We start from the raw sequence: 15538 nt of genomic DNA on the forward strand, positions 1-15538 counted from the left end.
CCGTCATACAGGTGCCCCCATGGATTTCAACCCGCTCGACCTTATCCTGCATCTCGATGTGTACCTCGATTTGCTGGTGAACAACTATGGGCCGTGGATCTACGCCATCCTGTTTCTGGTGATCTTCTGTGAAACCGGCCTGGTGGTAATGCCCTTCCTGCCGGGCGATTCGTTGCTGTTCATCGCCGGCGCTGTGGCAGCGGGCGGCGGCATGGACCCGGTGCTGCTCGGCGGCCTGCTGATGCTGGCGGCGATCATGGGCGACAGCACCAACTACGTAATCGGACGAACGGCCGGGGAAAAGCTGTTCAGCAATCCGAACTCGAAAATCTTCCGTCGTGACTACCTGCAAAAAACCCACGATTTCTACGACAAACACGGCGGCAAGACGGTGACTATGGCGCGTTTCCTGCCGATCATCCGCACCTTCGCGCCGTTCGTTGCCGGCGTGGCACGCATGCCCTATCCGCGCTTTTTCGGCTTCAGTGTGCTCGGCACCATCCTTTGGGTCGGCGGTCTGGTCACCTTGGGCTACTTCTTTGGTAACGTGCCGTTCATCAAGAAAAACCTGTCGCTGCTGGTGGTGGCCATCATCCTGCTGTCGCTGGTGCCAATGATCATCGGCGTGGTGCGCAGCCGTTTCGGCGGCACCAAAGTGCAATCGCACTAAGCCGATGTGGTCCCTGAGCGCCTGGCGTCGCCGGCGCCTCCTGGCGAAACACCCGATTGCCGACGACCTGTGGCAACGGGTACGCCACCATCTGAGCTTTCTCGACGGCATCAACGCCGACGAAGACCGCTGGCTGCGTGAAGCCTGCGTGTTGTTTCTCCACGACAAGCACCTGAGCGCCCTGCCCGGCGTCGAACTGCATCAGGAACAACGCCTGCTGCTCGCCGCCCAGGCGCAACTGCCGTTGCTCAGGCTGGGCGACTTGAATTGGTATCAGGGCTTTCACGAGATCGTGCTGTATCCCGACGACTTCCTCAGCCCGCAACGCCATCGCGATGCCAGCGGCATCGAGCATGAATGGGACGGCGAACACAGCGGTGAAGCCTGGCAGCAAGGGCCGGTCATCCTGGCCTGGCCCGGCGTAATGGCCAGCGGTGGCTGGGACGGCTACAACCTGGTGATCCACGAACTCGCGCACAAACTCGACATGCTCAACGGCGATGCCAACGGCCTGCCGCCACTGCACGCCGACATGCGCGTCAGCGAATGGGCCGAGGTGATGCAAGCGGCTTACGACGACCTCAACCGCCAACTCGACCACGATCCCGACGCCGAAACCGCCATCGATCCCTACGCCGCCGAGAACCCGGCCGAGTTCTTCGCCGTCACCAGCGAGTACTTTTTCAGCGCCCCGGATCTGCTCCACGAGGCCTATCCACGGGTGTATGCGCAACTGCAGCTTTTCTACCGTCAGGACCCGTTGGGCAGGTTGCGGCAACTTCAGGCCTCGGACCCGGTCTATCAGGCGCACGCCTGAGTTCTGCACGACTTTCGGCACATGGCGTACGCGGCAGAATATGCCTATAATCGCCGCCACTTTTTGGTCAATCCGACCAGGTTTTTTTGGTCAACTACGGGGGCAACGCCCAATGAGCTACAGCAAGATTCCGGCTGGCAAAGACCTGCCGAACGACATCTACGTCGCGATCGAGATCCCGGCCAACCACGCGCCGATCAAATACGAAATCGACAAAGACAGCGATTGCCTGTTCGTTGACCGTTTCATGGCCACCCCGATGTTCTACCCGGCCAACTACGGTTACATCCCGAACACCCTGGCTGACGATGGCGACCCCCTCGACGTGCTGGTCGTGACCCCTTACCCGGTCGCCCCAGGCTCGGTTATCCGTGCCCGTCCGGTCGGCATCCTGAACATGACCGACGACGGCGGCGGCGATGCCAAAGTCATCGCCGTGCCACACGACAAGCTGTCCCAGCTGTACGTCGACGTGAAGGAATACACCGACCTGCCACCCCTGCTGATCCAGCAGATCGAGCACTTCTTCGCGAACTACAAAGATCTCGAAAAAGGCAAATGGGTCAAGATCGAAGGCTGGGCCGGTGCAGACGCCGCCCGCGAAGCGATCACCAAGTCGGTTGCCGCCTACAAAGGCTAAGCCATTGCGCTTCGCGTGAGGCTTGACGAAAACCCCGGAACTCCGGGGTTTTTTGTGCCTGGAAAACTTCGTTAAACAGAATGTTTAAAATTCAGCATACGGTTTTAATCTGTTTAATTTCCCACAAGCAAGTCTTACATCCAGTCGCAAAATACAGCCATTTTTTGAACGCCGAGTTTATTCAAACCGCTCTAGCCCGCCCGTAGACTCGTGTTTATGAGAAAGAACACTAGCGGTCCACGATTCAGGGCACTCCTGGAAGCAGCGAACATCAGCACCACGGATTTCGCAAAGTTCTGGGGCACGGAAGCCCAAAACGTTCATAACTGGTACACCCGGGGCGTCCCGGCGTATCGCATGGAAGAAGTCTCACGCCTGCTGTCGGTCAATAGTGACTGGCTGAAGACCGGAGAAGGCGTCAAGGACATCCCGCGCCTGCATGCTCCGGCGAGCAATGGCGACACGTTCGATGCCCAGGCCATTCGTGGGGTGTACACGGTCGTCAACCCCAGCGACATCGACCTGTCGTTCTTCAAGGAAGCCCCCATTGCCAACGGCGGCGGCAAAACCGAGGTCATCCTCGACCCGGATCAGTCCATCCGCCTGCCCCGCGCCCACCTTGACCAACTCGACATCAAACACGCCAACGCCATCTGCGCCCACATGATCGGCAACAGCATGGCCGAACGCATCGAAGACGGCTCCATCGTCGCCATCGACCGCGGCCTGACCCAGGTCGTCGACGGCGAAATCTACGCCGTCGAACACGAAGGCATGCTGCGCATCAAATACCTTCACCGCATGCCCGGCAACGGCCTGCGCATGCGCAGCCACAACAGCGCCGAATACCCCGACGAGGTTTTCCGGCCGGCGCAGATCGAGGAGCAGAGGATCCATATTCTGGGCTGGGTGTTCTGGTGGTCAACGCTTGGCAAGCGCAGGCCGGTGGTGCCGTTTCTATGATTCTGCGCTGGAACCTGTGGGAGCGAGCCTGCTCGCGAACAGGCCCTGAAAACCGGTACAAATCCAGAGTTCGTACCCCTTCAGTCGCTCTAACCCGCACTTGAGGCTGGGAATCCAAAGCAAAACTCAGTATCCTGCGCCCCACATTTGCGCATCGACCCGCCCAGCGGCTCAGATGACGCCCGACGCGGCAGACCAACGTCTGACCAAGTCCCACAGCCGGACGCAGATCCGGATGTACGTTTTGAAGGCTGGCGCGGTTTACCAAAAATAAACCAAGCCAGTCCCCGAGAAGCCGGCCACAAGCCGGCTTTTTAATGCCTGCAGAAAGCCTACGCCTACCGTCCGGAACTTGAATTCTCACTTGTCGGGAACGCGAGGCTCTTGTTACCGTAACGACAACCGTCATTACAGGTATTCCATCATGGCTTCCATCAACATCCGCATCGATGATGATCTGAAACAGCGCTCCTTCGCCGAACTCGAAAAGCTCGGCGTCACGCCTTCAGAGCTGCTGCGCCAGACTCTTCAATATGTAGCCGAGCGGGGCAAGTTACCCTTCAAAGCGGCGCTGCTCAGTGAAGAAGATGAAGCGCTGATTGCCGTAGTCACCGAACGTCTTGCATCCCCTCAGCGGGTCAAGGTGAGTCTGGATGACTTATGAGCTTGAGTTTGATCGACGTGCATTAAAGGAGTGGAACAAGCTGGGCGATACGGTTCGCCAACAGTTCAAAAAGAAACTGGCTGAGGTCTTGGAAAATCCTCGAATCGAAGCCAATCGGCTTCGCGAGCTACCAGACTGCTACACAGTCAAATTGAATAGCGCCGGTTATCGCTTGATCTATCAGGTACTCGATCAGGAAGTCCTGGTGTTCGTGGTCGCTATTGGCAAACGCGAGCGAGAGGCGGCCTATGAGGTTGCGCAAGATCGCTTGCCATCCCGAGCCTGATTTCGAAAAATGCCATTTGTCGGACGCACGCTACCGAGGTGCAAAGGGCTGATCATTTGTAAAAAGTCCAACGCGTACATCCATAGAACCAGACGTCGCAGCCAGAGGCCTGACGTTGCCTGTCCATGCGCGTCCCAAATGGTATTTCCAATGATCAGATTCACCCAAGGCAACCTGCTGGAAGCCAAAACCGAAGCCCTCGTCAACACGGTGAATACTGTGGGTGTGATGGGCAAGGGCATCGCATTGATGTTCAAAGAGCGCTTTGCGCAGAATTACCGAGTGTATGCAGCGGCGTGTAAGGCCGGGGAAGTAGAAACCGGCAAAATGCATGTGACCGCCACCAACGAACTCGATGGCCCTCGCTGGATCGTGAACTTCCCCACCAAGCGCCACTGGCGGTCGCCGTCGCAAATGGCGTGGATCACCGAAGGTTTGCATGACCTGCGGCGGTTCCTGCTTGAAAACGATGTGAAATCCGTTGCGGTTCCACCGTTAGGTGCTGGTAACGGCGGTTTGAAGTGGCCTGAAGTCCGTGAACAGATTGTCGAAGTGTTGGGGGACCTGGACGCTGATGTTTTGGTATTCGAGCCGTCCAATCAGTACCTGAATGTCGCCAAACGCGCGGGCGTAGAAAAGCTCACGCCAGCCCGAGCGCTTATCGCCGAACTGGTTCGTCGCTACTGGGTTTTAGGCATGGAGTGCAGTCTGCTGGAGATTCAGAAGCTCGCCTGGTTTCTTGAGCGCGCTATCGAGCAGTTGCCAGATACCCAGAACCCTTTGAACCTGAAGTTCGTCGCACATAAATATGGCCCGTACGCCAACCGGCTGGAACACCTGCTTGATAACCTCGATGGCAGCTATCTGCACTGTGACAAGCGCATCAGCGACGCAGGCATTAATGATGTGATCTGGTTTGATCAAGATCGCAAAGCGTTTTTACAAACGTATCTCAAGACTGAGGCCAAGGCATATTTGCAAGCGTTGGAACGTACGGCTCAACTGATTGACGGTTTTGAATCGCCATTCGGTATGGAGTTATTGGCCACGGTCGATTGGTTGTTGAGCCAGGAAGGGGTATCTGCAACTGTTCCAGCGCTACGCGAAGCATTGAAGCATTGGGACGGTGGCGCAGGGGCTGCGGCTCGCAAGAGCAAACTGTTCGATGATCAGGCCCTTGATATTGCGCTCAAGCGCCTGACATCCGGTACTTTCCGGCCTGGATTAGCGGCCTGAAAGACGCTCGATAAAATTGGGCAGCAACCTGCTGCCCAATTCCGTCACGGATAACTAAACGACTTCACCAACGTCAACTCCCCCACCGCCCGCATCGGCACCAGAAACGTCTCCATCTTCTCGCTAGGCGTGCCCTCTTCTGTGATGACTGTCACTTGCGCCGTCGTCAGCGCCTGCACCGCTTCATCCCCGCCTTCGTCATCCCCGCGATACCCGCCACCGTAATAATTCACATAAACCAGGTACTGGCCTTTGATCGGCGCTGGCATGGCGGCGATTTCCGGGCCGTAGCCGGTGGTGACGTCGACGTCCAGCGCGGCGCCGTTGGCGGCGCTGCGGTTGCCGTACCAGATGTGGGCGCCGTCAGGGGTGATGAGGTGCAGGTCGAGGTCGGTGCCGTCGCTGTCCCAGGCCAGCAGGACGCGGAGCTTGGCCGGGGTGGAGCCGCCGCGGGCGTTGAGGAACTGGGTGCGGTGGCGCTGTTGGCCGTCGGGGCTGCGGACTTCGACGCTGTTGCTGCCGTTGGGGAAGGAGAACGGGCGGTCGAAGCGGCCGGTTGGGTCGACTTTCAGCGGCATGCTGACGCCGTTGACGATCAGCCGGCCGGGCTCGTTGTTCTTGGGGATGGCTTTGATCTGGCCACTGATCCGCGCGGTGTTGGACTGGCCGAGCGGGGTGTTGACCGACGAGGCCGGGTAGTTGACCGTCTGCCGGAAGCTTTCGCCCTCGCCGTCCGGTGCGCCGCTGCGCCAGCCGCCGACCGGGGTGTCGAGTTTGACGCCGTCGGCAGCAAAAGCCTGCGGCAGTCCATTGAGGGCACAGAGCAGCAGCAAGACCTGTGGATAACGGAGTGTCATGGTCTATTCCAGCAAGAGGTGACGGGCGAGCCCTTCGATGTAGGTTTCATCCTGGCCGTTGGGGTGTGCTTCGAAGGCCAGGTGCAGATATTCGTGGGTCAGATCGAGGCGATCTTGCAGAGTCAGCACGCCGCGCACGTAAATGCGCTGGCGTTCGCGGTCGACAAAGGGCCGGCCGAAGGCGAGTTTGCACACGGCGAACGCGCTGACTTCGTTGTAGCCGGTTTCGCTTTCCAGCTTCGGACGCCAGCCGCGTCGTTTTTTCTGCAGCCAGTCCTGCGCGGCGGGTAACGCTTCGCAGGAGGCGACCGGGTTGTCCCAGCGGCTGAGACTGGCGCGTGGATAGGCGTGCACCAGAATCGCGTCGTAGCGCTGCCCAGCGTTGGCTTGTGCGACAGCTTGCTGCCAGGCGAGCTTGTCCGGGCCGGGCTGGTCGGAGTGATAGGTGACGGTGCTGCCGGCCAGGACCAGATCGGCGGTCCAGGCGGCGATGCGGCGTGACTCGCTGGAGGCCGGGCGCGGGGCGACACGTTGGCGACTGCTGCTGTCGTCGATGCTCAGGCATTCGCCGTTACGCGTGGCGTTTTGCAGCAGGTAGGTACGGATGGCGACGGCGAGGGCTTTGGCCGCTTCGGCGGGTTCGGGTTTGGCTTCGCGTTCGAGGACGCGAGCGACGTACTCTTCGCGATCAAGCCTCGCGACGAGTTTGTCGTTGAGCAGAAACAGTTCGCCGTCGCTGTGGATATCCAGCGCGTTGCCATTGGCGAATTCGACACGGTAGTCGCCGCGCAACGGACCAGCCGTCGCCACACGATCACCCGCCAGAACCTTGGACAGCGGATATTTCGCGAACAGCCCGACTTCCACACAACGCCCTGCGTCCGCTGGCCAAGCCGTCGGCAAAACGCTCGCCAGCGCCTGCCCGTAATGCCGCAACACTCTCTGACTGGTGCCACGCCCACCCGCCCAGATTGGCGCGCCGTCGTGGGTCCAGCCAGCGAATCCACCCTGGCGCGATTGCGCATCCTGATCGCCGAGCCAGCTCCAGGTTTTCACCCGCAAACGCCCGCCCAACTCACCGACGACATTGCCGTCCGCTGCGCTCAGCACGACATCAAGCAGCACGCGGCGCATCTGATCTTGAGCCGGCATCGAAGCCAGCACTTTGAGCAAATCGGCGACAGTGACCCGAGTAGCCGGTTGCACCGACGACAAGTCGAGCAGCCAGGCTGGCGCCTGCCGCGCCTGCCAATACGCGCGCCAGTCTGTCGCTGCAATGGCCAATCGCGCCGGCTCGAAATACAAACCGCAGGACTTCACCAGCGCCTGATCACGCTCGATCCGGCCGCCCGCCGAGCAGCAATAAACCTCTTCCTTCGACTGCCCGCGACATTCGTAAGCAGGCTCACGCGCGCCGTTGTCCACCAGCCACGCGTAGACAAACAGCTTCCACAAGCTGCCCAACGGTGCATCGAACGACGCTGGCAACGCTTCGCGCGCGATCACTTGCGTCTGATTCAACGACAACAGCTCGCCCTTATAAGCGACGCGCAACGGCGCGTCCTGCGCCGTTGCCAACGCAGGCATCGCCCAGAACAACAGCCACAGCAGCGGCCGGCGCATGTCAGTTGACCGTGACCTGACCGAGGGCGGCTTTCGCTTCCTGGGCCTGATGCTGCGGTGCGTAAACCTGACTGAAGCGCACCGGTGGCAGGTTGAACTGACCTTTCTGCGAGAAGCGCACCAGATGGCGCAGGCGCAATTCGCCGCTCAGCGCATCCACCGGCACCGCGTAGGCCAGTTGTCCCGGTTCGAATTTCGCTTTCTCCAGCGCAGTCGGTTCGGTACCGTCCTTGCCCTGCAATTTGATGCCCCACGTGGTGCGCTCAACATCGGCGCCGGGCGGCAGCGGCACTTCAAGCATGCCGTAGCGCAGGGGTTGCGGCGCTTTGCTGGTGAGGATCACTTCGTCCAGGTACAGGCTGTCGCTGGACAGCGGCTTGCTGCCGACCGGCTCCAGTTTGAAGGTGAACGCTTCGTCGCCCGGGACCAGTCGAGACAGACGCCGAGTGATGGTCACGGCCATCGGATCGCGTGGCGGCTGTTGAGTCTGGAAACTTAGCGCCGCGCGCAGCGGCCGCTCTTGAGTACCGGACACGGTCAGCACGCTCGGCTGCGGCGTCGCGCCCTGCCATGTCCAGTACATCTCGCCGCTGGCACCGTAATTTTTCTTCCAGCCTTCACCGGGCATCAGCGCGATGGTCGGCGACGCCTGGGCGATGCTGCGTTGCAGCCAAGTCAGCGCCAGTGCCCGCTCCAGCGTCGATTGCTGCGGCAGCAGTCGTTGCAGCAACGCCGTTGCGCGAGCCTGATCGAACGGCTGCAGCGACAGGTTCAGCGCTTCGACAAACGGCTGCGAACTGACCGCCAGACGTTGTTGCGCTGCGCCCAGTTGACGATTGAACGCATCTGGCAAAGCGACTTTCGCCTGCGTGGCCAACGCAGCGGTCAACACCCGTGCCGCCGCCAGACCCAGCGCCGAATCCGGATCGTTCATCACCAGACTGTCCTGACCATCGTCGAGCAAGGTCTCGGCGCTGCCTTCACCGGCCTTGGCCAGATCGTCGATCAGACCACTGAGCAACGTGGTCACCGGCAACTGCATCTGCTTGGCGAACGACAGAATCAGCGCCCGTTGCAGCAACGGCGTGTTCGGCGCCTGCCTGGCGTACACCTCCAGCACCCGCTGCCAATGCTCCGGCGGCAGGGTCAGGTCGAGTACGCGGCTGGCGTTCCAGTCGGCGTAATAGGCATACGCGGTGAGGAATGCATCCGGCTCGCCGTCGTAGCCCCACCAGGTGAAGCTCGCCGACGGCCCGGCCAGTTGCACCAGACGCAAGCGGCTGTTCTGCATGATCAGGCGCAAGCGATCGCGAGTCTGCGGATTCGAGGCCAACGATGGGTAGGCGATGCTTAGCGGTAGCAAACGGCTGGCCGTCTGTTCGACGCCGCCGTACGGGTAGCTGAGCAGATCGTCGAGGGCCGAACGGAACAGCGCTTGCGGGCTGTCGTCCAGACGCAGGCGAATGTCCGTGGCATCCGCCGCCAGATGCAAAGGCGTGTCGCCGCTGACCACATCGAGGCTTTGCGTCTGGGTCATTTGCCAGCCATCCCCAATCGCGCTCAGACGCACGGCCAGGGCATCGGCGACTTTGCCGTCCTGCACCAGTTGCGCGGTCCACTCGCCAGAGGCCAGGGCGAACGCCGGCAGTGGCAGGTAATTGATGCCGCTGTTCAGGGTCACCGGCAGGCGCTGTTCGGCACCCGCGTAGTGAGTGACCAGCTCAGCCTTGACCGGTTTCTCGGCCTGGCTGAAAGCAAACACGCCCAGTTGCGGCTGATCGCCCTTGCGGAATTTGCTCGGCCCGCTCCATTTCAGGTACAGCGGTTTTTCCGAACGGACGAACTGTTTCTTCTGCCCCACCTGACCGTCATCGGCAATGGCGCGGGCGGTGATGCGCCAGCGGGTCAGCGAGTCCGGCATCTTGAAGGTGAAGCGGGTTTTGCCGTCGGCGCCGGTCAGCAACTCCGGTTGCCACGCAGCGGTGTCGACGTCTTCGCGACGCGGCCGCTCCAGCACTTTTACTCCGCGCTCGCTGCGATTGGCTTTGCCCGGCGCGCCAGGGCTGCCCGGCAGCGCCACGTCGTAACTGATGAACGACAGGCTGGCGCTGGTGCGCACGTTGTTACGCCGTGGGTGATAGAAGAACTGGTCGATGGTCGGCGCGACTTCCGGTTGCAGCGCGTAGACCATTTCATCGACCACGCTGACGGTCAGGTGCGCGGGAATGGCTTTGCCGGCGAACTGAGTGGTCAGATCAACCGTAACGGTGTCACCCGGCAGGTATACCGCTTTGTCCGTGCTGATCACCACGTCGATTTGCGGCGCGACCACTTTGATCCCGGCGTTCTGGAAGCTGTATTGGCCGCCCTTGGTATAGAGCACCGAGAAGGTCAGGTTGGGGGCGAAGTTGTCCTTCACCGGGATGCGTGCGCGGTATTGAGTGTCGCTGAGTTTTTCCAGCTTCAGCCAGTCGCCGCCCTTGGCCAGCAGCGCGGTGGCTTCGACCTTGTCGCGCTCCAGCGACAGCAAAGCATCGCTGACAGGCTCGGGGAAGGTAATCAGCGCCAGCGCTTCTTCGCCGGCCTTGTATTCAGGCTTGTCGAGGACAATTTCCACCGTACCCGGCACCGCTTTCACACCGTCGCCAGTGACCGAATGGCCGGTGGCGCCGAGGACGCGGCCGTGTTGGTCCTTCAGCGTCAGGTTGTAAGTACCCGGACGCTCGAACGCGAGGCTGAAACCTTTGTCAGTCGCGGTGAGTTTGCCTTCGCCCGTGCTTTGGTCCTCCAGCCGAACCCAGCCATACGTACTCGGGACAACCGCTTTGCCTTGTTCGGTGCCGCCCTCGTTGGCATAGCTGAACGCGACCTTGTCGCCGACTGCGCTGAAACGCTGTGGCGCGCTCAGGCGGAAACTCGCGGCGCCTCGGTCGATGAGGATTTCCTTGGTGGTCTTGACCCGATACGCCGCGCCATCGCTGGCGAACACGGTGAGCATGTAGCGGCTCGGTTTATCCGCCGCTGGCAGGTCGAGGCTGGCGTTGCCTTTGCTGTCGGTGGTCAGTTCGGTGCTGCTCAGTTCTACCGGGAATTGCCCGAGGTATTGCAGCTCGTTGTCGACCATCGACAGTTGCTGAGCGCGCAGGCCCAGCGTCAGCTTGGCGTTGGCCACCGGTTTGCCGTCCGGGTAAAGCAGCACCAGACTGCCTTTGACCGGCTCACCGGTGCGGTAATCCTGCTTCGCCAGGTTGAGCGAGATTTCGAAGTGCGGCTTGATGTATTCGGCCACGCGAAAGGCACTGCTGTAGGCCTGATCCTTGTAGTTGAAGCGGATTTCGTAACCACCGGCCACGGCGTTGTCCGGCAACTGGAAACGGCCTTGCGTACCGGCCTTGGAGTCCAGCTTCAGGTCGAGGGTTTGCAGCTCGGTGCCGGTGGCATCCAGCACGCTGACGCTGACGTCCGCCGCGCCCGGCAGCACCGAATCACGCGCATTCTTGAACTCGCGACCGACGATTTTCAGCGACACCCAATCGCCCGGGCGATACAGCGGCCGGTCGGTGAAGGCATAGAGTTTGGTGTCGTAGATTTCGCTGTCGTAGTAGAAGTTTTCCGAGACGAACACCCCGCCCTCTTCGTCCTCGCCGATGACAAACGAACGCTCGGGGCTGACGTGTTTCAGGCGCAGCAGGCCGTCAGCATCGGTGGCACCGCTGCTCATCACGCCGAGGCCATCGGTCCACAGCACATTGACCCTGGATACCGAACTGCCTTCGTGTTTGCGCGCGGCCCAGACCAGCAGTTCATCACCGGCGATCTTGCTCACCGCAACGGTGTTGGAGACGAACACCATAGTCGTCGCGCGGTACTTGCCGATCAGTGCTTCGACCAGGTACAGCCCCGGTTTCAGGTTGCCCAGCGGGATGTAAACGTTCCCGGGCGCAACGCTGACAAAATCACTCGACGAGCCGGCCAGATTGACCCCGGCCGGCGGCTGGATCGGTTTGGCCTGCCACAGCGGATAACGGAACTGGCTGACCACCGGCAGACCCGGAATCAAGGCGAATTGCGGCTGAGCGTCGTACGGTGTCGGCGCGACCATGGCGTCGCCCATCTTCAGTTCCGGGACTTCTTCAGTGACCTGTTTGCGCGATTCGTAGGAGAACGCACGCTGCATCACCCGGCGGGATTTGCGGTACCAGTTGTCCCACAGATACGCGAGGGTATTGGAGAGGCCTTCGCCCTTGAACTGGCCGTCACTGACGACGCGGTGCAGGTTCTTCTGGCGCTTGAGAAAGTCCAGCGGCTTGTCGATGCGATATACGCGAATGTCGGCGCCGCCGTAGGGTTCCATGCGAAAGCGCCGGTAATCGCGACCCGGCGCTTCAAGCCGGACCATCGCCTGTTCATCGCTGGCAAAACTGCTGTCGGCGAGCAGAAAGAAGCTTTCGCCGGACACCGGCGTGTAGCCGCTGGGCTCGACCGAATCGTCGGCATTCACGGTCGCCAGTGGCAGCAACAGCGCCAGCAGCAAAGGGATTCGGGAGCAGAGTCGCAACATGCGGGCACCGGTCATTGGAAGAGAAAGTTGAGTCGATAGACGCCGATGAAGTTGGGGTTGGCTGCGTCGGGTATCCATCGGGTGTCCTTCCATGTCATGAGTTGCTGCAGGCTTGCCGAACGCATGCCGTTGTCAGTGGGGGTGGTGGTGCCGGTGTGATAGGCGATGTAGCGACCCATCCAGATCATCAGGTGCTGGTCGTCGCCCTGATCAAAAAACATCAAGTCACCGGGCCGCGCCCGCGACACATCGCGGCCGACCAGATGGCTGTTGAACTGGATCAATTTGATCGCGTTGACGTAGGGCCCGACCTTGCCGCCGCCCTGCTGCCATTGTTGAGCGAGCTTGCGCTGCTCGTCGCTCAGCGACAGCTCCGGCGGCAGATAGCGGTTGGACAGGCCATTGCTGCGCAGCCATTTGTCATCGTGGACTTTCAGCGCTTCGTTGGCAGCGAAGCGCACCAGTCCGGCGCAATCCTGCTGATACCAGCGCGGGCTCGGCCCCTGGCTCAGTTGTTCCTGGGCGATGCGCACGAACCAGGCGCGGAACACCTGCGACTGCGCAGGATCGAGCGCCGGCGCTTGCACCGCGCGGGCACCTGCGCTCAACAGCAGCGCGAGCAGGCCGAGGCTGCGGATCAGTGCGGTCACAGCGCTTTCCATTCCAGTGGCAACCATTGCCAGTGACCGTCAGGCTCGCTACCTTCGGGCAAGGTCAGGGCATATTTGCCGTAGCCGCCGAGGGTGCGCAGTTTCGGCATCAGGTAAGTTTGCGCAGCGTTATAGAACACCGGTTCCATGTCCTGCGGCAGGCTGTCGAGAGTTTCGCGCTGCATCAGTTGCGCCATGGCGTCCGGGCCGAAGTAGATCGGCATCAGCACATCTTTGGGCAACACGTCGGCCATCGGCGGGAAGCGCTTGTCGAGGGTGCCGAGGGCTTTGTCGATCAGCTTGTCGTCGAGGGAAAACAGCAGCGTCGAGCCGTGACGGGCGAGGCTGACTTTCATGAACGCGCGGCCGCTGATGGCGTCCGGGTTCTCGGCAGTCTTCGCCGCATACGGGCCGAAACTGGAGCTGACCTGACGCTGCCAGACGTGGTTTTGACCTTCTTGTTTCTCAACCACCGGAAATACGTTTTCGGCGACGTTGGCCTCGAATGCGCCAACCATCGAGCCGAACAGTTTGCCGAGATCACCGTCGAGTTTGCCGCTGTCTTCATCTTTGAGGCTGGCAACCAGCAACGGCGTGTACAGCCGCGAATCGGCGTACCAGCACAGGCCCGCCGCGCCGGCCACGTGTTCGGTGAGTGTCTGCGCCACGGCTTCTTCGGCGCCGAGCTTGATCAATAACGGCTTCTGCGGCTCGGCCGCCACCGGCAGGGTCACGCAGGCGCTTGCGCCCAATGGCATCGCTTGCCAGACCGGTTGAAAATCGAAGTCCGGCTGGTTTTCCAGCTCATCCATGGCCAGGTAGCTGTGCCAGCCCTTGTCGTCCATGTCAAAACGCAGCCCGGCGAAATTCGGGATGAAGCGCTGGTAGCCCATGGCAAGGACACTGGAATTGACCGACAGGCGCTGCTTGGTTTCCGGACTTTTCGCCGGCAAGCCGAACGCTTCGGGGAAGAGTTTTTCGCCGTTGAGCAGCGCCTCCAGCGCTTGCGCCGAGACGTGGCCGGGCTCTTGCGACACGCCGCTCTCCGGGTCGTAGTACTTGGCCGGATTGGACAGCACCACCAGTTTGTCGCCGCGGGACGCGAACAGCAGTGATTTACTGGCGCTGTAGCTGAGCTGATACAACGGCACCTCGTCGCCGCCGACCTTGAGATTGGCGAAGACGCTGAGCTGGGTGTCATCCAGCGCGACTTTTGCCAGCGGCTCGAGCAGCTTCGCCAGCCCGCCGCGATCCATCACCAGCAGAAAATCCTTCAGGCGACCATCGGCGCCACGCCACAGCGCGACGTCGGCCGGTTGATCGAAAAGCTGCTCGATCAGGCTGTCCTGCAACTTCAGGTCATGCTCGTAGACGATCCGGCGCAGGCTGCCGATCAGGCCGAGGCGATCGGCGTGGGTTTCGTAATAGAAGACGAAGTCTTCGGTCAGCGTGGCCTTGAGGAACGGCACCGTCAGCAGGTCCTTGGGCAACTGGCTCAGCGAGCGAGTTTCGAGCAAGGCATCCGGACGGCTGAGGCCAAGCTTGTCGCTCGCAAGTTCCTCTGGCGGCGTCTTGGGCTTGAGCAGCAGCCAGCCGAAACCGCCCGCCACGCCGGCCACCAGGCACAGGCCAAGCAGTACCAACGGCCAGCGCCGCGAAGGTTTGGCCGCGGGTGTCGCGGCAGCCTGGGTCACAGTGTTATCGCTCATGTTCACAACATCCGAGTTCATCCGTGGCGGGATGCTTAATAGTTGAAAGTCTTGACCAGCAGCAGATCACCGATCGCCCGCAGGGGCACGATGAAGGTTTCGCGTTTTTCGTCGACGGTGTTTTCGTTGAGCACCAACGTGATTTGCGAGGTGATCACCTCGTTCTGGTTGCTGGTCTCCTCGAAGTTATAGCCGCCGTTGCCGAAGTTGCCCCAATAGTTGACGTAGACCAGATAGGTGCCGTGCAACGGCGCGGTCATGGTGAACATTTCAGGGCCGGGGCCGTCGACGCCATCCGGATCGAGACCGCCGCCATTGCTCAGCGCCGGCCGCGCCCAGAACGCATGCTGGCCATCAGGGGTGACAATATGCAGATCGAGCTCGGCTTTCGGATCGTCCCAGCCCAGGACCAGACGAATCCGCGCCGGCGTGCGCAGGTTATTGGCTTCGTAAAATTGCACGCGCTTGAGCGACTGACCGTCGGCGCTGATCACTTCGACGCTGTTGGAACCGGCGCCGAACGCGTACGGCCGGGCAAAACGCCCCTGATCGTCGGTGTACAGATTCAATGGATTGCCGTTTACGGCGAGGCTGTGCGGCGGGCGGATGTGCCCGATGGCCTTGAGCTGGCCCTGGATCATCGTGCGATTGCGCTGAATGCCGCGATCGATCGGCGGCGTCGGATAAGCGACCTGCAGGCTTTCCGAGCGATCAAGCAAGCCGTGATAGCGCCAGCCGCCGACCGGCTCGGACAATTCTGCAGTCGGCGCCGCCCACAGCGCAGGCGCGCAGGCGAGGCCGATCAGCAGCAAAGGAAATGAACGCATGTGACGCCTCCTGCCATGCCTTGAACGAAACCTTG

13 protein-coding genes and 1 pseudogene are annotated in these 15538 nt (G+C 61.1%); 8 read left to right on the forward strand and 6 right to left on the reverse strand.

Annotated features, from left to right (window positions below; all coding sequences use genetic code 11):
* Window positions 1–19: 19 nt before the first annotated feature.
* The 8 genes and pseudogenes from HU755_RS07910 (at window position 20) to HU755_RS07945 (ending at window position 5276) form a co-directional block, all read left to right on the forward strand.
* On the forward strand, window positions 20–670 hold the full coding sequence (locus tag HU755_RS07910) for a DedA family protein (RefSeq protein ID WP_016773001.1): 651 nt from the start codon (window positions 20–22) through the stop codon (window positions 668–670).
* 4 nt (window positions 671–674) lie between these two features.
* Entirely contained in the window at window positions 675–1487 is an 813-nt protein-coding gene (locus HU755_RS07915; RefSeq protein ID WP_186619517.1) for a zinc-dependent peptidase, read from the forward strand.
* A gap of 112 nt (window positions 1488–1599) precedes the next feature.
* The gene (gene ppa / locus HU755_RS07920) at window positions 1600–2127 is read left to right on the forward strand and encodes an inorganic diphosphatase (RefSeq protein ID WP_003205933.1); all 528 of its coding nucleotides are present in this window, start codon (window positions 1600–1602) and stop codon (window positions 2125–2127) included.
* A 216-nt stretch (window positions 2128–2343) separates the two neighbouring features.
* Window positions 2344–3090 carry a helix-turn-helix transcriptional regulator gene (locus HU755_RS07925; protein ID WP_186546768.1) on the forward strand — a complete coding sequence of 249 codons (747 nt, stop codon included), beginning with the start codon at window positions 2344–2346 and terminating at the stop codon, window positions 3088–3090.
* Window positions 3091–3514: 424 nt separating this feature from the next.
* A complete protein-coding gene (locus HU755_RS07930; protein ID WP_039761862.1) occupies window positions 3515–3754 on the forward strand; it encodes a type II toxin-antitoxin system RelB/DinJ family antitoxin in 240 nt (79 codons plus the stop codon).
* On the forward strand, window positions 3744–4040 hold the full coding sequence (locus HU755_RS07935; RefSeq protein ID WP_186631284.1) for a type II toxin-antitoxin system RelE/ParE family toxin: 297 nt from the start codon (window positions 3744–3746) through the stop codon (window positions 4038–4040). The genes HU755_RS07930 and HU755_RS07935 overlap by 11 nt, the downstream gene beginning before the upstream one ends.
* A gap of 70 nt (window positions 4041–4110) precedes the next feature.
* Window positions 4111–4194: pseudogene (locus HU755_RS07940) on the forward strand (DUF4433 domain-containing protein); the annotation flags it as partial.
* Window positions 4191–5276 carry a macro domain-containing protein gene (locus HU755_RS07945; RefSeq protein WP_186631287.1) on the forward strand — a complete coding sequence of 362 codons (1086 nt, stop codon included), beginning with the start codon at window positions 4191–4193 and terminating at the stop codon, window positions 5274–5276. The pseudogene HU755_RS07940 and the gene HU755_RS07945, both read left to right, overlap by 4 nt.
* A gap of 44 nt (window positions 5277–5320) precedes the next feature.
* Here HU755_RS07945 and HU755_RS07950 read toward each other — a convergent pair whose 3' ends face one another.
* The 6 genes from HU755_RS07950 to HU755_RS07975 are packed head-to-tail and all read right to left on the reverse strand — an operon-like array spanning window position 5321 to window position 15503.
* On the reverse strand, window positions 5321–6133 hold the full coding sequence (locus HU755_RS07950; RefSeq protein WP_186631290.1) for a YfaP family protein: 813 nt from the start codon (window positions 6131–6133) through the stop codon (window positions 5321–5323).
* A gap of 3 nt (window positions 6134–6136) precedes the next feature.
* Window positions 6137–7756 carry a DUF2300 domain-containing protein gene (locus tag HU755_RS07955; RefSeq protein ID WP_186631293.1) on the reverse strand — a complete coding sequence of 540 codons (1620 nt, stop codon included), beginning with the start codon at window positions 7754–7756 and terminating at the stop codon, window positions 6137–6139.
* 1 nt (window position 7757) lies between these two features.
* Window positions 7758–12332, reverse strand: a complete 4575-nt coding sequence (locus tag HU755_RS07960; protein ID WP_186631414.1) for an alpha-2-macroglobulin — start codon at window positions 12330–12332, stop codon at window positions 7758–7760.
* Window positions 12329–12979 (reverse strand): DUF1175 domain-containing protein, encoded by a 651-nt coding sequence (locus HU755_RS07965; RefSeq protein ID WP_186631411.1) that lies wholly within the window; start codon window positions 12977–12979, stop codon window positions 12329–12331. Before HU755_RS07965 ends, HU755_RS07960 begins: the two co-directional genes overlap by 4 nt.
* Complete coding sequence (locus HU755_RS07970; RefSeq protein ID WP_186631296.1) at window positions 12964–14676, reverse strand: DUF2138 domain-containing protein; 1713 nt, start codon at window positions 14674–14676, stop codon at window positions 12964–12966. The genes HU755_RS07965 and HU755_RS07970 overlap by 16 nt, the downstream gene beginning before the upstream one ends.
* Before the next feature lie 35 nt (window positions 14677–14711).
* The gene (locus HU755_RS07975) at window positions 14712–15503 is read right to left on the reverse strand and encodes a YfaP family protein (protein ID WP_186631299.1); all 792 of its coding nucleotides are present in this window, start codon (window positions 15501–15503) and stop codon (window positions 14712–14714) included.
* Window positions 15504–15538: the final 35 nt, after the last annotated feature.

Source organism: Pseudomonas sp. SWRI111 (assembly GCF_014268555.1).
GTDB lineage: Bacteria > Pseudomonadota > Gammaproteobacteria > Pseudomonadales > Pseudomonadaceae > Aquipseudomonas > Aquipseudomonas hamedanensis.